Here is a 20,248-nt window from a genome sequence, read left to right as displayed (position 1 = left end):
CGGCGTACGGCCCGGGCCGCGGACCTCCGCACCGGGCCGTACGCCGTCCCGCAACCCACCCTTCCTGGAGGCCTCCGTGGGTCGATACGTGATCCGGCGGCTGCTGCAGATGATCCCGGTCTTCTTCGGCGCCACGCTGCTGATCTTCCTGATGGTGAACGTGATGGGCGACCCCATCGCCGGCCTGTGCGGCGACCGCGCCTGCGACCCGGCCACCGCCGCCCAGCTGGAGAAGGAGTTCGGCCTCGACAAGCCGGTCTGGCAGCAATACCTGACCTACATGGGCAACGTCTTCACCGGGGACTTCGGCACCGCGTTCAACGGCCAGCCCGTCACCGAACTGATGGCCAACGCCTTCCCCGTCACCATCCGGCTGACCATCGTCGCCATCCTCTTCGAGATCGTCATCGGCATCACCCTCGGCGTCGTCACCGGCCTCAAGCGCGGCCACCCCGTCGACACCTCGGTGCTGCTGCTGACCCTGGTCGTCCTCTCCGTCCCGACCTTCGTCACCGGCCTGCTGCTCCAGCTGCTGCTCGGCGTCGAATGGGGCTGGATCAAACCGGCGGTCTCGCCCGACGCCCCCTTCAGCGAGCTGATCGTCCCCGGCCTCGTCCTCGCCTCCGTCTCGCTCGCGTACGTCACGCGGCTCACCCGCACCTCCATCGCCGAGAACAAGCGCGCCGACTACGTCCGCACGGCCGTCGCCAAGGGCCTGCCGCGCCGCCGGGTCGTCACCCGCCACCTGCTGCGCAACAGCCTCATCCCCGTGGTGACCTTCATCGGCGCCGACGTCGGCGCACTCATGGGCGGCGCCATCGTCACGGAACGGATCTTCAACATCCACGGCGTCGGCTTCCAGCTCTACCAGGGCATCGTCCGCCAGAACACCCAGACGGTCGTCGGCTTCGTGACCATCCTCGTCCTGGTGTTCCTGCTGGCCAACCTCCTGGTCGACCTCCTGTACGCCGTCCTTGACCCGAGGATCCGCTATGCCTGAGCCGCTCGAGCCCCTTGAGTCCTACGACGAAGGGCGTGCCATCGCTTCCACCGGCGCCGGAGGCGCGTCCGACCTCGGCACGGCGGAGGCGGAGACCCTGGAGAAGACGCCCGGGGGGCCCGAGGGGACGGGCGCCGGCAAGAAGCCCCGCTCCCTCTGGTCCGACGCCTGGCACGACCTGCGCCGCAACCCCGTCTTCATCATCTCCGCCCTCGTCATCCTCTTCCTGGTCGTCATCTCCATCTGGCCCTCGCTGATCGCCTCCGGAGACCCGCTCGACTGCGACCTGGCCAAGGCCCAGGAAGGCTCCCAGCCCGGCCACCCCTTCGGCTTCAACGGCCAGGGCTGCGACGTGTACACCAGGGTCGTCTACGGCGCCCGCACCTCCGTCACCGTCGGCGTCTGCGCCACCCTCGGCGTCGCGATCCTCGGCGGCGTCCTCGGCGGACTCGCCGGCTTCTACGGCGGCACCTGGGACGGCATCCTCTCCCGCATCACCGACGTCTTCTTCGCCATCCCCGTCGTCCTCGGCGGCCTGGTGCTCCTCTCGGTCGTGACCAGCTCCACCGTCTGGCCCGTCATCGGCTTCATGGTGCTGCTCGGCTGGCCGCAGATCTCCCGCATCGCGCGGGGCTCCGTCATCACCGCCAAACAGAACGACTACGTCCAGGCCGCCCGGGCGCTGGGCGCCTCCAACTCCCGGATGATGCTCCGGCACATCACGCCGAACGCCGTCGCCCCGGTGATCGTCGTCGCCACCATCGCCCTCGGCACGTACATCGCGCTGGAGGCGACCCTGTCGTACCTCGGCGTCGGACTGAAGCCGCCGACCGTCTCCTGGGGCATCGACATCTCCTCGGCGTCGCAGTACATCCGCAACGCGCCCCACATGCTGCTCTGGCCCGCCGGCGCGCTCGCCGTCACCGTGCTCGCGTTCATCATGCTCGGCGACGCGGTGCGCGACGCCCTCGACCCGAAGCTGAGGTAGGGACCCATGCTGCTCGAAGTGCGCGACCTGCACGTGGAGTTCCACACCCGGGAGGGGGTGGCGAAGGCGGTGAACGGCGTCGACTACTCCGTCGACGCGGGGGAGACCCTCGCCGTCCTCGGCGAGTCCGGCTCCGGCAAGTCCGTCACCGCCCAGGCCGTCATGGGCATCCTCGACATCCCGCCGGGGAGGATCAGCGGCGGCGAGATCCTCTTCCAGGGCCAGGACCTGCTGAAGCTCAAGGAGGAGGAGCGGCGCAAGGTCCGCGGCGCCAAGATGGCGATGATCTTCCAGGACGCGCTGTCCTCCCTCAACCCCGTCATCAGCGTCGGCGACCAGCTCGGCGAGATGTTCCGGGTCCACCGGGGGATGTCGCGCAAGGACTCCCGGGCCAAGGCCGTCGAGCTGATGGACCGGGTCCGCATCCCCGCCGCCAAGGAACGCGTCGGCCAGTACCCCCACCAGTTCTCCGGCGGCATGCGCCAGCGCATCATGATCGCGATGGCGCTCGCCCTCGAACCCGAACTGATCATCGCCGACGAGCCCACCACCGCCCTCGACGTCACCGTCCAGGCCCAGGTCATGGAGCTCCTCGCCGAGCTCCAGCGCGAGCTCAACATGGGCCTCATCCTCATCACCCACGACCTCGGCGTCGTCGCCGACGTCGCCGACAAGATCGCCGTCATGTACGCGGGGAAGATCGTCGAACAGGCGCCCGTGCACGAGATCTACAAGGCCCCCGCCCACCCCTACACCCGGGGCCTGCTCGACTCCATCCCGCGCCTCGACCAGAAGGGCCAGGAGCTCTACGCCATCAAGGGCCTCCCGCCCAACCTCCTCGCCATCCCGCCCGGCTGCTCCTTCAACCCGCGCTGTCCGCTGGCCCGGGACCGGTGCCGCACGGACGTGCCCCCGCTGTACGACGTGACCGAGTCCCCGGTGCCGCGCGCCAGCGCCTGCCACTTCTGGAAGGAGTGCCTCCATGGCTGAGGCGATTCTCGAAGTCCGGGACCTCCACAAGCACTACCCGCTGACGCAGGGCATCCTCTTCAAGAAGCAGATCGGCGCCGTCAAGGCCGTCGACGGGGTCGACTTCGACCTCGCCGCCGGCGAGACCCTCGGCATCGTCGGCGAATCCGGCTGCGGCAAGTCCACCGTCGCGAAGATGCTGGTCAACCTGGAGAAGCCGACCTCCGGGACCATCCGCTACAAGGGCGAGGACATCACCAAGCTCTCCCCGCGCGCCCTGAAGGCCGTCCGCCGCAACATCCAGATGGTCTTCCAGGACCCTTACACCTCGCTCAACCCGCGCATGACCGTCGGCGACATCATCGGCGAGCCGTACGAGATCCACCCCGAGGTCGCCCCCAAGGGCGACCGGCGCCGCAAGGTCCAGGACCTCCTGGACGTCGTCGGCCTCAACCCCGAGTACATCAACCGGTACCCGCACCAGTTCTCCGGCGGCCAGCGCCAGCGCATCGGCATCGCCCGCGGCCTCGCCCTCCAGCCCGAGATCATCGTCGCGGACGAGCCGGTCTCCGCGCTCGACGTCTCCGTCCAGGCCCAGGTCGTCAACCTCCTCGACAACCTGCAGACCGAGTTCTCCCTGTCGTACGTCTTCATCGCCCACGACCTGTCGATCGTCCGGCACATCTCCGACCGCGTCGGCGTCATGTACCTCGGCCGGATCGTCGAGATCGGCACCGACGCCCAGATCTACGAGCACCCGACGCACCCGTACACCCAGGCGCTGCTCTCGGCCGTGCCCGTCCCCGACCCCGAGGCGCGCGCCCACCGCGAACGGATCATCCTCACCGGCGACGTCCCCTCCCCGGCCGACATCCCCTCCGGCTGCCGCTTCCGCACCCGCTGCTGGAAGGCCCAGGAGCGCTGCGCCCTGGAGGTCCCGCTCCTCGCCGTCCCGGCCGTCTTCCGCCTCACGGACAGCCCCGCGAAACACGACTCCGCCTGCCACTTCGCCGAGGAGAAGCAGGTCGTCCCGCCGGAGGAGCCCCAGGAGCCCGGGGGACCCCGGGCGTCTTGACCGGCAGGCAACTTCACGGAAACGGATCCGATATACGGACACGGCAGGATCGTCGGCGTACGGCCCGTGCGGGTGCCGTGAGCCGGCCGGAGCGCGCCATGCCGCCCCGGCCGGCCGCCGTCCACTGTTCACACGGAACCGCTTGTCCCGGCCGGTCGCGACGGTGAGCATCGGAACCGTGACTGTGACACGACCGGCACGTCTCACCGGCGCCGCGCTCTGCGCCGCGCTCGCCCTCACCGCCGCCGTGTGGATCCTCCAGGACCTCGCCGTGCTCGGCTCGCCCGCCGACCTCGCCCGGTACTGGGCCGGGGACCACCGCTTCCCGACCCGGGGACGGACCGCCACCTCCCCGCTCGACCCCGTGCTCCTCGCCGTCTACGCCGCCACCGCCGTCGCCGCCCTCCGCTCCCGGCACGCGGCCCCCGCCCTCGCCGCCGCCGGGACGGCCACCCTCGCCCTGCGCCTCCCCGGGCTCTGGGCGGCCGGGAACGGCGCCCTCGTCACCGCCCTCCTCGAACTGGCCCTCGGCGCCGGGCTCGTCCTCACCGCCGCCGTCGGCCGCCCGGCGGACGCCCCGCACGAGCCGCCCGCCCGGCCCCGGACCGGCCCCGCCGTCACCGCCGGGATCCTCCTCGCCGCCGCCGCGCTCCTCCTCGTCCTCGGGGAGCTGTACCGGGCCGGCGAACTGCCCCTCGAAGTCACCGTCGACCGGTTCACCGGCGGCCGCTCCGTCGTCGCCCCCGCCCTCGCGCCCCCGCCCGGCTGGCTGGCGGCGATCGCCGCCGGACTGTACGGCACGGCCGCCGGCTCCTGCCTCTCACGGGCCCGCCACGCCCGGGCCTTCGGGCTCCTCGCCGCCGCGCTCCTGACGGCGGCCGGCCTCGGCGGGGTCGCCCGCGCCGTCCGGTACGAGACCCTCCTCCGCCTCGGGGACCTCACCGTCCCGGACGCGGCGGGCGTCCTCGCCTCCGCCTTCGAGCTCCTCGCCGGCCTCACGGTGCTCGTCCTCCTGGCCGGGCGCGACGCCCCCGCCGCGCCGCCCGGACCGCACCCGGCGGCCGGGGCGCGGCCCCCGGCCCCGCCCCGCCCCACACCGCCCGGCTGGTGACTCAGGGCCCGATGCCGAGCGACCGCTTCAGGAAGTCCACCTGGAGCAGGAGCAGGTTCTCCGCCACCTGCTCCTGCGGCGTCATGTGCGTCACCCCGGACAGCGGCAGCACCTCGTGCGGCCGGCCCGCCGCGAGCAGCGCCGACGACAGCCGCAGCGCGTGCCCCACCACCACGTTGTCGTCGGCGAGGCCGTGCACGACCATCATCGGCCGGGCCGGCTCCTCAGGCGCCGTCAGCCCGTCGTCGGACAGCAGCGACTGCGCCGCGTACGCCTCCGGATCGTCCTGCGGGGTGCCGAGGTACCGCTCCGTGTAGTGCGTGTCGTACAGCCGCCAGTCCGTCACCGGTGCCCCGACCACGGCCGCGTGGAAGACGTCGGGCCGCTGGAGCACCGCCCGGGCCGCCAGATAGCCCCCGTACGACCAGCCGCGGATCGCCACCCGGTCCAGATCGAGCGGGAGGCTCCCGGCCAGCGCCCGCAGCGCCTCCACCTGGTCGTCGAGCGTCACCCCGAAGTCCCGCGCGACCGACTTCTCCCAGGCGGGGGAGCGGCCCGGCATGCCCCGCCCGTCCGCCACGACCACCGCGAAGCCCTGGTCGGCGAACCACTGCGAGGTCAGGTGCGGGTTGTGCGCCGCGAGCACCCGCTGCCCGTGCGGACCGCCGTACGGATCCATCAGGACCGGCAGCGGCCCGTCCCCCTCCCCGTACCCGGAGGGCAGCAGCACCGCGCACGGGATCCGCCGGGCCCCCGCCTCCGTCAGCCGCACCCGGGCGGAGATCACCGGCCGCTGGGCGTGCGAGGCCACCACCGCGACCGGTTCGCCGTCCCGCAGCACCCGGGCCGTGCTCCCCGGCTCCTCCGGCCGCGCCGACACCAGGACGGTCACCGGCCCCGAGCGCACCGCGCCGTGCACACCGGCACCCCCTGACAGCCGCTCCGCGCCCCGCCCGGTCACCCGGTAGACATGGATCTCGCCGGTCTCCGGCCGCGCCGCCGCCTCACCCGCCGAGGCCGACACGAGGACGTCGTCCGCCCCCACGTCGAGCACCGCCCGGACGTGCAGCCCCGCGTCCGTCCACGCCTCCTCCCCGACGGCCAGGACCCGCGCCCCGCCCTCGTCGGTGACCCGGACGAGCCCTCCGCCCGGGCCCCACGCCGGCACCCCGTGGTGCAGTTCCAGCCACGCCGGATCCGCCTCCGCCCGTACGGTCGCCGTCCTCCCCGACTCCGGGTCCACCGTCAGGAACAGCTGCTCCCGCTGGTCCCGCGTCTGCACGAGCAGCAGCGGCGCCCCGGCCGCCGACCAGTGCACCCGCGCCAGGTACGGATACCGCTCCCGGTCCCACGCCACCTCCACCCGGGAGCCGTCGAGGCCGATCACGAACAGCCGCACCTCCGCGTTGGCCGTCCCCGCCGCCGGATACCCCACCCGCTGCGGCTCCCGTTCCGGGTGCGCCGGGTCCGCGATCCACCAGCGCCGCACCGCCCGGTCGTCCGCCCGCGCCACGAGCAGCCGGTCCGAGGCGGGCGACCACCAGTGGCCGCGCTCCCGCCCCATCTCCTCCGAGGCGATGAATTCGGCCAATCCGTAGGACACGTGATCGCCCTCGGGGACGGCCAGCGCCCGGTCGCCCGCACCGCCCGCCTCCACCACCCGCAGGGCGCCCTCCGCCACGTACGCCACGAACCGCCCGTCCGGCGAGGGGCGGGGATCGATCACCGGACCCGGCACCGGGATCTCCCGCGCCGTCCCCGCCCGCAGCTCCGCCGCGAACAGCCGCCCCGAGAGCGCGAACGCCGCCAACTCCACGGCCGCGTCCACCGCGTACGCCACGATCCCCGCCGAGCCCTCCCGGCTCCGCTCCCGGCGCGCCCGCTCCTGCGGGGACAACTCCTCCTCCGCGCCCGCCAGCAGCGCCACCGGATCGGCGGCCACCCGCTCCCCGGGCTCGCCGTCCCGGGGCAGGTCCAGCACCCACAGCAGGTGCGAACGGTCCGTCCCCGAACCGGACCTGACGAACACCACGCGTTCCCCGTCCGGGGAGACCGAGAAACCGCGCGGGACCCCCAGGGTGAACCGCTGGGTCCGGGCGTGCTGACGGGGGAAGGAGAGCCCGGCCGAGGGTGTGGCCGGCTGCTGCGAAAACAAGGTCATGCGGCTGAAACTAGCGCCGTGCGCCCCCCTCGTGCCTCCGTCCGCCGATCGATGCGGCCGCACGGATAGTTATGATCCGTAGCGCTAGGTGGGTATGCATCGGACCGGCAGGCCCTCCGGCACATGCTGATCGACCGAACCGCTCGAACATCCGACCGAAGGTGGAGGTGAACCGCCGTGGCACTCTCGATCTCCGTGGTGGTGCTGCTGGCGATCGTCGTCTTCCTGCTGATCCGGAAATCCGGGCTGAAGGCTGGACATGCGGCGGTCTGCGCGCTCCTGGGCTTCTACCTGGCGAGCTCCTCCATCGCCCCGTCCATCAGCACCCTCACCACCAACGTGGCGGGCATGATCGGCGGCCTCAAGTTCTGATCCCGTCCCCGGCCTGATGCTCGTCGGGCGGGGACCGTGCTCGTAGGGTGGGGGCATGTCCGATCTCCCCGCCCGCCGTCTGCTGCTCGTGCACGCGCACCCGGACGACGAGTCGATCAACAACGGCGCCACCATGGCCAGGTACGCGGCCGAGGGCGCCCTCGTCACCCTCGTCACCTGCACGCTCGGCGAGGAGGGCGAGGTCATCCCGCCCGACCTCGCCCACCTGGCCCCCGACCGGGAGGACCGGCTCGGTCCGCACCGCGTGGGCGAACTCGCCGCCGCGATGACCGAGCTGGGCGTCACCGACCACCGCTTCCTCGGCGGTCCCGGCCGCTTCCGCGACTCCGGAATGATGGGCGCCGAGCAGAACGGGCGCGCCAACGCCTTCTGGAACACCGACGTCGACACCGCCGCGCCCCACCTCGTCGAGGTGATCCGCGAGACCCGCCCGCAGGTCCTCGTCACCTACGACCCCGACGGCGGCTACGGCCACCCCGATCACATCCAGGCCCACCGGGTCGCCACCCGCGCCGCCGAACTCGCCGCCGACCCGGACTACCGCCCCGACCTCGGACCGGCCCACGCGATCGCCAAGATCTACTGGAACCGCGTCCCCCGCCCCGTCGCCGAGGCCGGATTCGCCCGGCTCCGCGCCGAGGGCTCCGTCTTCCCGGCCGTCGCCGCCGTCGACGACGTCCCCGGCGTCGTCGACGAGGACCGGATCACCGCGGAGATCGTCGCCGACCCCGCGCACGCCGCCCGCAAGAGCGCCGCGATGGCCGCCCACGCCACCCAAGTCGCCGTCGACGGCCCCTTCTTCGCCCTCTCCAACGACCTGGCCCAGCCGATCTTCACCACCGAGTACTACGAACTGGCCCGGGGCACGTCGGGCGCCCCCGAGGGCGAGCGCGAGACGGACCTCTTCGCGGGGGTGGCCACGTGAGCACCACCACCCCGGCGTCCTCCCCGCTGCCCCCGCCGGGCGTCCGGTACGTCTCGTACGGCGTCCTGCTCGTCCTCGGCGCCCTCGTCGGCGCCGCCGGATCCCTCGTCCAAGCCGCCTGGTTCCCCGGCGGCTTGCTCCTCGTGCTCCTCGCCGTCGCCGGCCTCTTCTACGGGGGGCTCCGCGCCACCGGCACCCAGGTCGGCGTCGTCTCCGCCGCCGCCGGCTGGCTCGTCGCCGTCATCCTGCTCAGCCTCGGACGCCCCGAGGGCGACGGAGTGTTCGGCGGAGGCGCCGGTGAGCTGATCTTCCTCTTCGGAGGCATGGCACTCGCTGTGATGTGCGCCACTCTGCCCCGGCTGCCGCGACCGGCCCCGTGAGCAGGCCGACTTGATGCCGGGGACGCCCTGACTTCGGCCGGATTGCCCGTCGTCCCCGCCCCAGGGGTCGGGTACGAGTCGGCGGCGTTCAGTATGGTGGTGCGCGCCGCCGAACCGCCCGGGTCAACACGAGCATCAGCAAGAGCGGGCGGTGGAGCCAACCGGGAGATCCTGCTTTGAGTCGTGAAACTGGTCGAGAGACTGACAGTTCGTCCTCCGGCGCCCAGGGGCGCGGGGGAGCCGCGTACCCCTCGGGTACCCCGCCGTACGGATCCCGCCAGTATCCGTCGCTCCACCCCACGCAGGACGCGCCGGAGGAGACCGCCGTCGCGCCCGCACCTCCGGAGGAGCCCAAGACCGAGACGACGCTGACGACCCGGATCCGGATCAACATCCCGGGTTCGCGTCCGATCCCGCCGGTCGTGGTCCGCAAGACGGTCAACGAGACGTCCGCCCCGGAGCCCGAGCCCGTCGCGCAGCCGGAACCGGAGCCCGCCCCGGCGGCCCCCGCCCCGGAGCCCCCGCGGGCCGCCGAGGAGGCCCCGCAGGCGCCGAAGGCGAAGGAGACGAGCGACTGGTTCGCCCCCCGCAAGGCGGCGGCCCCCGGCCCGGCTCCCGCCCCCGCGCCCGCGCCGGTGGCCAAGCCCGCCCCGGCGCAGGCCGGACCGGACGCCCCGGGCACGGGCTTCGCGGGCTCGGCGACCTCCGGCGTCCCGACGGTCGGCACCACCCCGTCGAGCCGCCCGGTCACCGCCCCCACCCCGGGCAACCCGCTGTACGAGAGCGGCACCCCGGCGGGCGGCACCCCGATGTACGACGGGACCCCGGCCGGGGGCACGCCCCTGTACGAGGGAACCCCGGCCGCGGGCACCCCGATGTACGACGGGACCCCGGCCGAGGGCACCCCGATGTACGACGGGACCCCGGCCGAGGGCACCCCGATGTACGGCGGCGCCCCGGCCGCCGGCGCGCCCGGCCACCGAGGCCCGGGCCACCCGGCCGGTCAGGGCGCTCCCGGCGCCCCGGCGGCGCCCACCGGTCCCACCACGGGACCGGTCACCGGCACCGCCTCCCTCGGCGGCGCCCCCGCCGGCCCCCGCCCCTTCGGCGGCGGCCAGGACGCGGGATCCCCGTTCGCCGGCGGCGGCGCGCCCCGCATGTCCGACGACACCGCGATCCTGACGCCCCAGCAGCCCGCCCCGGTGCCCGGGTCCGGGCCGGGCGCGCCGGGCGACGGCGGCGCCCACATCTCCGGGGACACGCTCACCAGCGGCATCCCCGTGGTCCCGCCGACGGCGGCCCGCCCGAATCTCACCCCGCGCATCGAGGAGCACGCGACCCCGGCCCCCGCGCCGGCGCCGCGCCAGGCACCGGCGGCCGGCCGCGCCCCGGCGAAGAAGGGCCGCTCCAAGCTGGTCCTCGCCGCCGTCGGCGTCCTGGGCGTCGCCGGCGTCGCCTACGGCGCGGGGCTGCTCCTCAACCACTCCGACGTCCCCAAGGGCACCACGGTGCTCGGCGTGGACATCGGCGGCGGCACGAAGGAGGAGGCCGTCGACAAGCTGGACGCGGTGTTCGGCAAGCGGGCCACCACCCCGCTCCAGCTCGGCGTCGGCGGCAAGAGGGTCCAGCTGGCCCCGGACAAGGCGGGCCTGGCGCTCGACAGCCAGGAGACCGTCCGCGCGGCGGCGGGCAGCGACTACAACCCGGTCTCGGTGATCGGTTCCCTCTTCGGCGGGGAGCGGGTCGCGCAGCCGGTGTTCCCCGTCGACAAGGAGAAGCTCGCGGTCGCCCTGACGGACCTGGCCGGCACCTCCGCGTCGGCGACCGAGGGCACGATCCTCTTCTCCCCGAACAAGGTGACCCCGGTCGAGGGCAAGCCCGGCCAGGGCCTGGACGTCCAGCGCTCGATGATCTCCGTCCAGGACGCCTTCCGCGCCCAGGTCGAGACCGGCCGGAACAAGCTGGTCGAGCTGCCGGTCACCAGCCGCCGTCCCACCATCACCAAGGCCGAGCTGGACCGGGCGATGAAGGAGTTCGCGACGCCCGCCATGTCCGGCCTGATCAGGATCCAGGCGGGCGGCAGGCACATCGACTTCGGCCCTGCGCGGTCGCTGCCGCAGATCCTCTCGATGAAGGCCGTCGACGGCCGGCTGGTCGAGGTCTACGACAAGAAGGCGATCGAGCGGCTCCTCGACGGGGCCTTCGACGGCGTCATGATCACCAAGGGCGACGGCAGCAAGCACCAGGTCTCCGCCGACGACGTGGCCTTCGTGATGCGCGACGCGCTGAGGGGCAAGACCCTCGCGGAACGCACGAAGACGATCGACCTCAGCGGCGAGGGCTGACCGGCCCCGCTCCCGCTCCGAGCCCCCGTCCCGCCCGGGACGGGGGCTCGCGCGTACGTCAGCGGGCCACGAGGACGGCGGAGAGCGCCAGCGCGCCGGGCAGGGCCTGGGCGAAGAGGATGCGGCGGTTGGCGGTGGCGGCCCCGTAGATCCCGGCGACGACCACACAGGACAGGAAGAAGACCCGGGCGCTGAAACCGGTCGGGTCGTCGGCGACGAGGCCCCAGACGAGACCGGCGGCGAGGAAGCCGTTGTAGAGCCCCTGGTTGGCGGCCATGGGCGCGGTGGCGCGCGCCATCCCGGCATCGAACCCGGAGAAGCGGCGGCCGGTCGTCTTCTGCCACAGGAACATCTCCATCACCAGGATGTAGGCGTGCAGCAGGGCGACGAGGGCGACGAGGACGTCTGCGGTCAGCGGCATGCCCGCATTCTGCCGCCGGACGGCCGGAACCCGCGCCCACGTGCCGGGGACGTCGAAAAGGAGTCGCCCGTCCGACGCGTCCGCCCGTACGATCCCCCGCAAGGGCGGGGCCGTAGCACAGAGGTAGTGCGCCGCGACAGCATCTCGGAGGACGCCGGTTCGAATCCGGTCGCCCCGCCCCCTTCTTCCTCCGGTCCGGGGAGCGCGTCTCAGTTGAGCAGCGCCCGTGCCGCCCGGGCCCGTCTGCGGATCGTCGTCGCCGACTCCGGGTCCACCGCGTCCATGATCTGCGCGTACGCCTCCATCTCCGCCGCCCCCGTGAGGAACTCCCCGCGCTGGACGAGCAGCTCGGCCCGCTCGTAGCGGAGCCTCGCCGGGTGGGAGGGGAGCAGCAGGGCGAGTTCCACGGCCCACAGGGCCACGTCGGAGCGCTCGGGGCGGGGGGCCGCCCAGGCGCGGATGTTGTTGAGGATCCTCAGGACGATCGCGCCGGGCTCGGCGGGGCGCAGCATCGAGCGGTCGAGGGCCTCGCCCGTCGCGCTCGCCACCAGGAGTTCGGCGTCCGCGCCCGTCATCGCCCGCCCGCCCGCGAACGGATCGGCGAGGCGCAGGTCGGCCGGGTCGCCGAAGCCGACGACGAAGTGGCCGGGCAGCCCGAGCCCGTACACCGGGGCACCGGCCCGGCGGGCGACCTCCATCCAGACGACGGAGAGCAGGATGGGCAGGCCCCTGCGGCGCCGGAGCACCTCGTGCAGCAGCGAGGACTCCAGGCGCTGGTAGTCGGCCGGCACGCCCTCGAAGCCCTCGTGGCGGCCGAGGAGCGCGGCGAGTTCGGCGGCCCAGTCGCCGGTGAGCCGGGTCGCGTACGGGACGAGCCCGGCGAGCCGGTCGAGTTCGATCTCGGCCTCGTCGAGGACGCGCCGCGTCACGGAGGGATCGGCCACCGCGCCGATCAGCAGGCAGAGCCGGGCGAGGTCGGGCCGCTCGGCGCGGGCCTCCTCGGCGAATTCCCGCCGCCAGTCGTCCCGGTCCGGCTCGCCGGAGGCGGCCCCTTCCGGCGGTACGTCCTCCGTCACGCCTCGACCCATCGGTAGTGGTGGTAGTGGTGGTGGGGCGCGAAGCCCATCCCGTCGTACAGCGCCCGCGCGGCGTCGTTGTCCGCCTCCACCTGGAGCCAGGCCGCCGACGCGCCCTCGTCGAGCGCCTGCCGGGCGAGCGCCGTCATGACCGACGTCGCCAGGCCGAGGCGGCGCCGGTCGGGGTCGACCTCGACGGCCATGAAGCCGGCCCAGCGGCCGTCGACCACGCAGCGTCCGATCGCCGCCGGCACCTCTCCCGTGCCCGCGACGGACGCGAACCACACGCTCGGACCGGACGCGAGGACGGACCGGACGGCCGGGCTCGCCTCCTCGGAGCGCCGGTAGCGGCGCAGCCAGGCCTCGTCGACCGTCCGGGAGAGGCGTACGGCGGAGACGTCGGCGTCCAGGTCGCCGATCGGGGCCAGCGCCCCGATCCGCACCTCGGCGGAGACCTCGCGCCGCCAGCCGTGCCGGTCGAGGGCGGCGCACAGCAGTTCCTGGGTGCCCTCGGCGCCGGTGGCGGCCTGGACGTACGCGGGCAGTCCCCGGGCCGCGTACCACGCGCGCGCGTGCGTCAGGGCCTCGGCGACCGGAAGTCCCGGATCGCCGAGCGCCAGGACGGAGTTGGCGCGGCGGGTGAAGCCCACCCGTCGCCCGGCCACCGCCCCTCCGGGGCGCCCCTCGGGCGGCACCTCGTGGAACGCCGCGCGGAGGGTCCACTCGCCGAGGGCCTCGCTCTCGACGGGCTGCCACGCGCGCGCGGTGGCGCGGGCGAGTTCCGCGAAGGTGGCGGAGGGGCCGCGGCGGCGGGCCGGGGCGGCCGGGACGACCTTCCCCGCGACCAGCGAGGATTCCGGGATGCGGACGCTCTCGCCGCTCTTTCGTGTGATCAGCAGCACACCGGCTTCCCACGATGTGAGAACACCGACCGCGTCGGTGAACTTACCGCCCGGTTCCGCCGAGTCCGTCACGTACCGAACGGAGACACGTTTTCCCACGTCAGCGCTGGTAACTCGCACCTCAAGACGCCCGGCGCCGGTGATTTCCACAGCTTCTCCGCCCCTCCTGTTCGGATCGCCCCCAAGAACGGAGATACTAGGTGCGGGCATCGACGACGCCGCGCTCCCGCGCAGACCAGCCCTATCGAGGAGGAACGACAGCGTGACCTACGTCATCGCGCAGCCTTGTGTCGACGTCAAGGACAAGGCGTGCATCGAGGAGTGCCCCGTCGACTGCATCTACGAGGGCAAGCGGTCCTTGTACATCCACCCGGACGAATGCGTCGACTGCGGGGCCTGTGAGCCGGTCTGCCCGGTCGAGGCGATCTTCTACGAGGACGACACCCCGGAGGAGTGGAAGGACTACTACAAGGCGAACGTCGAGTTCTTCGACGAGCTCGGTTCGCCCGGTGGTGCCTCCAAGCTCGGCGAGATCGAGCGCGACCACCCCTTCATCGCCGCCCTGCCGCCGCAGAACGGCTGATCGTTCGCCCTCGGTCCCGTACGGCTCCGCCGCCGTGCGGGACCGAAGCGTTTTCCGTACGCACGAGGAAGTGAGCCAACCCGTGAGCGCAGTCTCTTCGCGCCTTCCCGTCTTCCCCTGGGACAAGCTGGAGCCGTACAAGAAGACGGCCCTGACCCACCCGGACGGAATCGTGGACCTGTCCGTCGGCACGCCCGTGGACCCGGTCCCCGCGCTGATCCAGGAGGCCCTGGTCGCGGCCGCCGACTCGCCGGGCTATCCCACGGTGTGGGGCACGAAGGAACTGCGGGACGCGCTCACCGGCTGGTGCGAGCGGCGCCTGGGCGCGGTGGACCTCGCCCACGAGAACGTGCTGCCGGTGGTCGGCTCCAAGGAGCTGGTGGCCTGGCTGCCGACGCAGCTGGGGCTCGGCGCGGGCGACGTGGTCGCCTACCCGCGGCTGGCGTACCCGACGTACGAGGTGGGGGCGCGGCTCTGCGGCGCGACGCCCGTCGTCTACGACGACCCGGTCGCCGACCTCGACCCGGCCGCGGTGAAGCTCCTCTGGCTCAACTCCCCGTCCAACCCGACCGGCAAGGTCCTCGCCGAGGACGAGCTGACCCGGATCGTGGCCTGGGCGCGCGAGCACGGGATCCTCGTCTTCTCCGACGAGTGCTACCTGGAGCTGGGCTGGGAGGCCGACCCGGTCTCGGTCCTGCACCCGGACGTCTGCGGCGGTTCGTACGAGGGGATCGTCGCGGTCCACTCGCTGTCCAAGCGCTCCAACCTGGCGGGCTACCGGGCCGCGTTCATCGCGGGCGACGCGGCCGTCCTGGGCGAGCTGCTCCAGATCCGCAAGCACGGCGGCATGATGACCGCCGCCCCGGTGCAGGCGGCGACGGTCGCGGCGCTCGGCGACGACGCGCACGTGGCCGAGCAGCGGGAGCGGTACGCGGCCCGCCGCGCGGCCCTCAAGGGCGCCCTGGAGGCGCACGGCTTCCGGATCGAGCACAGCGAGGCGAGCCTGTACCTGTGGGCGACCCGGGACGAGCCGTGCTGGGAGACGGTGGCGTACCTGGCGGAGAAGGGCGTCCTGGTGGCGCCCGGCGACTTCTACGGCGAGGCCGGGGAGCGGTTCGTGCGGGTGGCGTTCACGGCGACGGACGAGAGGGTCGAGGCCGCGGTCAAGCGCCTGGGCTGAGCGGACGGCGGAGGGCCCGGGGAGCAGGTGCTCCCCGGGCCCTCCGTGCGTTCCGGCGCGGGTCAGCCGATCGGCAGGCCGCCGAGGGCCTGGCCGGTCGGCAGGCCGCCGAGGCCACCGCCCAGGGCGCCGCCGGTGGGGCCCTCGGCGCTCTCGGCGGCGGCGCCGGCGGTCTGGCCGACGACCTCGCCCGTGCTGCCGGCCGTCTTGCCGACGACGTCCTGGGCGGCGGGGGTGGCGGTCTTGCCGGCCGTGCCGAGGGTCTTGCCCGCGGCCGGGACGGCCGTGCCGACGGCCTTGCTGCCGGTCTCGCCGACCACGCCCGTCGCGGTCTGCGAGGCGCCGTCGACGGCGTTGCCCGCCCCGGCTGCGTCCAGGGCGGTCACGCCGCCGAGGGCGCCGGCCGGCGCGAGGCTGTTGTCCAGAGCGCTCGCGGAGCCGGCCGCACCGACCACGGGGGCTGCTCCGGCCGCGACGATGAGGGCGGCGCGGGCGATCCGGCGGGTCAGGGAGAGGGACATGGTGCTCCTTCGACGAAGAGGACGATTACGCGGTGACAACCGGCCCTGGGGCGGGGGAGGTTGCGGCGGCCGAAGGCAAAGAGTTGGCAATGCGTCGTATTGTCGGGTGGGGAAGGAAACGGACGAACGTGTCATTGCGGGGACCCCTGCCGAACCGTCACTTCCCTTGTGTGCCAAGGGGAAGAAGGGGAAGGGGTGACGCCTGGGAAACCCCCGCGCACCCCTTCCGTCCGGCCCCCGTCCCATGCCACGCCCGGGTGACCCCTCGCACGGGTGCACGGCACGGCACGAGCCGGGTACGGCGGGGCCGACCGCGGGCCACTCCCGCCGCGAACCGCGCGGGGCTACCGGGCCAGGCGCAAGCGGACCGACGCATCGGTTCCGGGCGGTGAGGACTTCGACCAGCCGCCGGCCGCCTCGCCCGCCCGCCAGACGCGGTCGCCGAACGAGACCTCCGTGATGCGCAGCGCGTCCGCCCTCGCCACCGCCCACTGCGCCAGCTCCCAGCCGCGCCGCTCGTCCGAACCGGCCCCCGGCGCGCTCCCCACGCCCGTCGCCCCCCGGACCGGCACCACGAGCACCGGCGGCTCCGAGGACGGGCGGCCCGCGCTCGGGCCGCCCGTCACCGCCGTCGGCACCGCCTTCTCGCCGAACGACCGCACCAGCTCCCGGCGCACCTGCTCCGGATCGCCCGGCCGGCCCTCCGCCACGCTCGCCGTACAGATCAGCGCCGCCGGCGACCGGCCCGTGAGCGCCGCCGACAGCAGCGCGGCGTCCGGCTCGTGCTTCGCGTACGCCTGCGGGAAACCGCTCCGCTGCACCCTCTGCGCCGCCACCGTCAGGGGCAGCCGCGAGTACCCCGGCACCTTCTCCAGGCCCTCGTAGAACTTCCCCGACGAGTACACCGGGTCCATGATCTGCGCCGCCGTCCCCCAGCCCTGCGAGGGCCGCTGCTGGAAGAGCCCCAGCGAGTCCCGGTCGCCGTGCTCGATGTTCCGCAGCGCGGACTCCTGCAGCGAGGTCGCGAGCGCGATCGTCACGGCCCGCTCCGGCAGTCCCCGGGTGGTGCCCACCGCCGCGATCACCGCCGCGTTGGACGCCTGCTCCGGAGTGAACTCGTAGCGGTTGTCCCCGTCGCCCACACTGCACCGGGGTGCCCCCGTGCTCCCCGTCATCTGGTGGACGGCCACGTACGCGGAGAGGCCGAGGAGCACGGCGAAGGCGGCCGCGTAACGGGCGCGGCGGCCGCGACGACGGGGGCGGGTGGGCTCGGACACGGGGCCCACCGTACTGGAGGCCGCGTTAGGGTCGGCACATGGCTGACATCACCCCGCCCGGCGCCCCCCTCGACCTCTCCCTGGACGGGGCGGCGCTCACCGCCGCCCTCGTCGACTTCCCCTCCGTCAGCGGGACCGAGAAGCCGCTCGCCGACGCGATCGAGGGAGCCCTGCGCCTCCTGCCGCACCTCACCGTCGACCGGTACGGCAACAACGTCGTCGCCCGGACGGACCTCGGCCGCGACGAGCGCGTCGTCCTCGCCGGCCACATCGACACCGTGCCGATCGCCGACAACGTGCCCTCGCGACTCGACGAGGACGGCGTCCTGTGGGGCTGCGGCACCTCCGACATGAAGTCCGGGGTCGCGGTCCAGCTGCGCGTCGCCGCCACCGTCCCCGAGCCCAACCGCGACCTCACCTTCGTCTTCTACGACAACGAGGAGGTCGCCGCCGACCTCAACGGCCTCGGCAAGGTCGCCGCCGCGCACCCCGACTGGCTGGAAGGCGACTTCGCCGTCCTCCTGGAGCCCTCCGACGGCCAGGTCGAGGGCGGCTGCCAGGGCACGCTGCGCGTCATCCTGCGCACCGCCGGCGAGCGCGCCCACTCCGCGCGCGCGTGGATGGGATCCAACGCCATCCACACCGCCGCGCCGATCCTCGCCCGCCTCGCCGCCTACGAGCCGCGCAAGCCGGTCATCGACGGCCTCCAGTACCACGAGGGCCTCAACGCCGTCCGGATCGAGGGCGGCGTCGCCACCAACGTCATCCCCGACGCCTGCGCCGTCACCGTCAACTACCGGTACGCCCCCGACCGCTCCCCGGCCGAGGCCCTGGCCTACGTCCGCGAGTTCTTCGACGGCTGCGACATCGCCGAGTTCGTCGTCGACGACGAGAGCCCCGGTGCCCTGCCCGGCCTCTCCCACCCCGCGGCCGAGGCCTTCATGAAGGCCGTCGGCGGCAGCGCCCAGCCCAAGTTCGGCTGGACCGACGTCGCCCGCTTCAGCGCCCTCGGCGTGCCCGCCGTCAACTACGGCCCCGGTGACGCGCTGTACGCGCACAAGCGCGACGAGCACATCCACGTCGACAGGATCCACCACTGCGAGGCCCGGCTCCGCGACTGGCTCACCGCCCGTCTCCCGTAATTTCGCATTTCGTCACCTCTCTGGTCCTACGCTGACCCCAGCAGAAGATCGTCGGTTCGACGGAGGGAGCAGGCCATGGGTGTCCCCGAGGGGGAGACGAAGCCGGAGGAGCAGCGGCTCGGACCGGTGCTCAGGCGCAGGGACCAGGTCCAGCCGGGCACCACGGACCAGCGGCTGCTCGACACCGAGGGCGACTCGGAGTGGGTGCACACCGACCCCTGGCGGGTCATGCGCATCCAGTCCGAGTTCGTCGAGGGCTTCGGCGCCCTCGCCGAACTGCCGAGCGCGATCAGCGTCTTCGGCTCGGCCCGTACGCGGCCGGACTCGCCGGAGTACGAGGCGGGCGTGCGGATCGGCCGGGCGCTCGTCGAGGCCGGTTTCGCCGTCATCACCGGCGGCGGGCCGGGCGCCATGGAGGCGGCCAACAAGGGGGCCAGGGAGGCCAGGGGCGTCTCGGTGGGCCTCGGCATCGAGCTCCCCTTCGAGCAGGGGCTCAACCCGCACGTCGACATCGGCGTGAACTTCCGCTACTTCTTCGTCAGAAAGACGATGTTCGTCAAATACGCGCAGGGATTCGTCGTCCTGCCCGGCGGCCTCGGCACCCTCGACGAGCTCTTCGAGGCGCTGACCCTGGTCCAGACCCGGAAGGTCACCCGCTTCCCGATCGTGCTCTTCGGCACGGAGTACTGGAAGGGCCTCGTCGACTGGCTGCGCGACTCGGTCGTCGCCGGTGGCAAGGCGTCGGAGCACGACCTCCTCCTCTTCCACGTCACGGACGACGTGGAGGAGGCGGTGACCCTGGTGACGAAGGAAGTGGGGCGCTGACCTCCGCGCCCACGGTGCCGGGCGCCCTCGTGGGGGGCCCGGCACCCGCCCGGCTCACGCCAGCCCGCGCCGGGCGACCGCCGGCGGACGGTGTCCGGCGATGGACGCCACCATGTCGAGGACCTGACGGGTCTCCGCGACCTCGTGCACCCGGTACACCCGCGCCCCCAGCCACGCCGACACCGCCGTCGTGGCCAACGTCCCGAGCACCCGCTCCTTCACCGGCCGGTCGAGCGTCTCGCCCACGAAGTCCTTGTTCGACAGGGACACCAGCACCGGCCACCCCGTCCCGGTCATCTCGCCGAGGCGGCGCGTCGCCTCCAGGCTGTGCCGGGTGTTCTTCCCGAAGTCGTGACCGGGGTCGATCATGATGCCGTCCCGCCGCACGCCGAGCGAGACAGCGCGCTCCGCGAGGCCCACCGTGACCCGCAGGACGTCGGCCATCACGTCCTCGTACTCCACCCGGTGCGGCCGGGTCCGCGGTTCCGCGCCGCCCGCGTGCGTGCAGACGAGCCCCGCCCCGTACTTCGCGGCGACCTCCGCGAGTCGCGGATCGACCCCGCCCCACGCGTCGTTGAGGACGTCCGCCCCGGCCTCGCAGACCGCCTCGCCGACGTCCGCCCGCCAGGTGTCGACGCTGATCACCACGTCGGGATGGCGCCTGCGGACCTCGGCGACGAAACCGACCGTGCGCCGCGCCTCCTCCTCGGCCGTCACCTCCTCGCCGGGGCCCGCCTTCACCCCGCCGATGTCGACGATCGCCGCCCCCTCCGCCACGGCCTGCTCGACCCGGGCGAGCGCGGGCTCGTCCCGGAAGGTCGCGCCCTGGTCGTAGAAGGAGTCCGGGGTCCGGTTCACGATCGCCATGATCACCGGCTCGTGCGGCCCGAATTCACGCCGTCCCAAGCGCAGCATCCCTTTTGTCCTCCCTCGCGTCCGTTCGCCTGTGACCCTAACCGCCGGTGGCGCATGGC

General features: G+C 73.6%; 20 protein-coding genes and 1 tRNA gene. 14 read left to right on the top strand and 7 right to left on the bottom strand.

All coding sequences use genetic code 11. The features are described 5' to 3' along the window. Positions 1-76: 76 nt before the first annotated feature. From IE180_RS01935 to IE180_RS01915, 5 genes are all read left to right on the top strand, one after another. Positions 77-1,000 carry an ABC transporter permease gene (locus IE180_RS01935; protein ID WP_190154952.1) on the top strand — a complete coding sequence of 308 codons (924 nt, stop codon included), beginning with the start codon at positions 77-79 and terminating at the stop codon, positions 998-1,000. Further along, positions 993-1,988 carry an ABC transporter permease gene (locus tag IE180_RS01930; RefSeq protein WP_190154951.1) on the top strand — a complete coding sequence of 332 codons (996 nt, stop codon included), beginning with the start codon at positions 993-995 and terminating at the stop codon, positions 1,986-1,988. The genes IE180_RS01935 and IE180_RS01930 overlap by 8 nt, the downstream gene beginning before the upstream one ends. Before the next feature lie 6 nt (positions 1,989-1,994). Next, positions 1,995-2,978 (top strand): ABC transporter ATP-binding protein, encoded by a 984-nt coding sequence (locus IE180_RS01925; RefSeq protein ID WP_190154950.1) that lies wholly within the window; start codon positions 1,995-1,997, stop codon positions 2,976-2,978. Next, positions 2,971-4,032 carry an ABC transporter ATP-binding protein gene (locus IE180_RS01920; protein WP_190154949.1) on the top strand — a complete coding sequence of 354 codons (1,062 nt, stop codon included), beginning with the start codon at positions 2,971-2,973 and terminating at the stop codon, positions 4,030-4,032. Before IE180_RS01925 ends, IE180_RS01920 begins: the two co-directional genes overlap by 8 nt. Positions 4,033-4,210: 178 nt before the next feature. Continuing rightward, a complete protein-coding gene (locus tag IE180_RS01915) occupies positions 4,211-5,143 on the top strand; it encodes a hypothetical protein (protein ID WP_229860239.1) in 933 nt (310 codons plus the stop codon). Between the two features lies 1 nt (position 5,144). On the opposite strand, the gene IE180_RS01910 is transcribed toward IE180_RS01915, so the two are convergent. Continuing rightward, complete coding sequence (locus IE180_RS01910) at positions 5,145-7,304, bottom strand: S9 family peptidase (RefSeq protein ID WP_190154948.1); 2,160 nt, start codon at positions 7,302-7,304, stop codon at positions 5,145-5,147. Positions 7,305-7,481: 177 nt separating this feature from the next. On the opposite strand from IE180_RS01910, the gene IE180_RS01905 reads away from it, so the two are divergent. From IE180_RS01905 to IE180_RS01890, 4 genes are all read left to right on the top strand, one after another. Further along, positions 7,482-7,676, top strand: a complete 195-nt coding sequence (locus tag IE180_RS01905) for a hypothetical protein (RefSeq protein WP_015035959.1) — start codon at positions 7,482-7,484, stop codon at positions 7,674-7,676. A 55-nt stretch (positions 7,677-7,731) separates the two neighbouring features. Then, complete coding sequence (mshB, locus tag IE180_RS01900; protein ID WP_190154947.1) at positions 7,732-8,622, top strand: N-acetyl-1-D-myo-inositol-2-amino-2-deoxy-alpha-D-glucopyranoside deacetylase; 891 nt, start codon at positions 7,732-7,734, stop codon at positions 8,620-8,622. Then, positions 8,619-9,002 carry a DUF6113 family protein gene (locus IE180_RS01895; protein WP_373302639.1) on the top strand — a complete coding sequence of 128 codons (384 nt, stop codon included), beginning with the start codon at positions 8,619-8,621 and terminating at the stop codon, positions 9,000-9,002. Before mshB ends, IE180_RS01895 begins: the two co-directional genes overlap by 4 nt. 176 nt (positions 9,003-9,178) lie before the next feature. Further along, complete coding sequence (locus IE180_RS01890; protein ID WP_190154946.1) at positions 9,179-11,347, top strand: peptidoglycan binding domain-containing protein; 2,169 nt, start codon at positions 9,179-9,181, stop codon at positions 11,345-11,347. A 58-nt stretch (positions 11,348-11,405) separates the two neighbouring features. Here the strand turns inward: IE180_RS01890 and IE180_RS01885 are convergent, their stop codons facing one another. Next, positions 11,406-11,768: a DUF1304 domain-containing protein gene (locus IE180_RS01885; RefSeq protein ID WP_190154945.1), complete on the bottom strand. Its 363-nt coding sequence runs from the start codon at positions 11,766-11,768 to the stop codon at positions 11,406-11,408. A gap of 104 nt (positions 11,769-11,872) precedes the next feature. On the opposite strand from IE180_RS01885, the gene IE180_RS01880 reads away from it, so the two are divergent. Then, positions 11,873-11,947 (top strand) — tRNA-Leu (locus IE180_RS01880). Positions 11,948-11,977: 30 nt separating this feature from the next. On the opposite strand, the gene IE180_RS01875 is transcribed toward IE180_RS01880, so the two are convergent. Both IE180_RS01875 and IE180_RS01870 read right to left on the bottom strand, forming a co-directional pair. Beyond that, a complete protein-coding gene (locus IE180_RS01875; RefSeq protein ID WP_229860238.1) occupies positions 11,978-12,856 on the bottom strand; it encodes a transglutaminase family protein in 879 nt (292 codons plus the stop codon). Further along, positions 12,841-13,896, bottom strand: coding sequence for a GNAT family N-acetyltransferase (locus IE180_RS01870; protein WP_190154943.1), 1,056 nt, complete (start codon positions 13,894-13,896; stop codon positions 12,841-12,843). The genes IE180_RS01875 and IE180_RS01870 overlap by 16 nt, the downstream gene beginning before the upstream one ends. A 112-nt stretch (positions 13,897-14,008) precedes the next feature. On the opposite strand from IE180_RS01870, the gene fdxA reads away from it, so the two are divergent. Next, positions 14,009-14,329, top strand: a complete 321-nt coding sequence (gene fdxA, locus IE180_RS01865; protein WP_015035968.1) for a ferredoxin — start codon at positions 14,009-14,011, stop codon at positions 14,327-14,329. 82 nt (positions 14,330-14,411) lie between these two features. Further along, positions 14,412-15,509, top strand: coding sequence for a succinyldiaminopimelate transaminase (dapC, locus tag IE180_RS01860; RefSeq protein ID WP_190154942.1), 1,098 nt, complete (start codon positions 14,412-14,414; stop codon positions 15,507-15,509). Between the two features lie 62 nt (positions 15,510-15,571). On the opposite strand, the gene IE180_RS01855 is transcribed toward dapC, so the two are convergent. Both IE180_RS01855 and IE180_RS01850 read right to left on the bottom strand, forming a co-directional pair. Then, positions 15,572-16,030 carry an ATP-binding protein gene (locus IE180_RS01855; protein WP_190154941.1) on the bottom strand — a complete coding sequence of 153 codons (459 nt, stop codon included), beginning with the start codon at positions 16,028-16,030 and terminating at the stop codon, positions 15,572-15,574. A gap of 344 nt (positions 16,031-16,374) precedes the next feature. Further along, positions 16,375-17,316, bottom strand: coding sequence for a VldE C-terminal domain-containing protein (locus IE180_RS01850; RefSeq protein ID WP_190154940.1), 942 nt, complete (start codon positions 17,314-17,316; stop codon positions 16,375-16,377). Between the two features lie 29 nt (positions 17,317-17,345). Between IE180_RS01850 and dapE the strand changes: the two genes are divergently transcribed. Both dapE and IE180_RS01840 read left to right on the top strand, forming a co-directional pair. Further along, a complete protein-coding gene (gene dapE / locus IE180_RS01845; protein ID WP_190154939.1) occupies positions 17,346-18,449 on the top strand; it encodes a succinyl-diaminopimelate desuccinylase in 1,104 nt (367 codons plus the stop codon). 75 nt (positions 18,450-18,524) lie between these two features. Continuing rightward, positions 18,525-19,274, top strand: coding sequence for an LOG family protein (locus IE180_RS01840; protein ID WP_123455262.1), 750 nt, complete (start codon positions 18,525-18,527; stop codon positions 19,272-19,274). Between the two features lie 54 nt (positions 19,275-19,328). Here IE180_RS01840 and folP read toward each other — a convergent pair whose 3' ends face one another. Further along, positions 19,329-20,189, bottom strand: a complete 861-nt coding sequence (gene folP, locus IE180_RS01835) for a dihydropteroate synthase (protein WP_190154938.1) — start codon at positions 20,187-20,189, stop codon at positions 19,329-19,331. Between the last annotated feature and the right edge of the window lie 59 nt (positions 20,190-20,248).

Origin of the sequence: Streptomyces litmocidini, assembly GCF_014649755.1 — a bacterium.
Classification (GTDB): Bacteria; Actinomycetota; Actinomycetes; order Streptomycetales; family Streptomycetaceae; genus Streptomyces; species Streptomyces litmocidini.
This window is presented reverse-complemented; position numbering and strand designations above follow the sequence as displayed.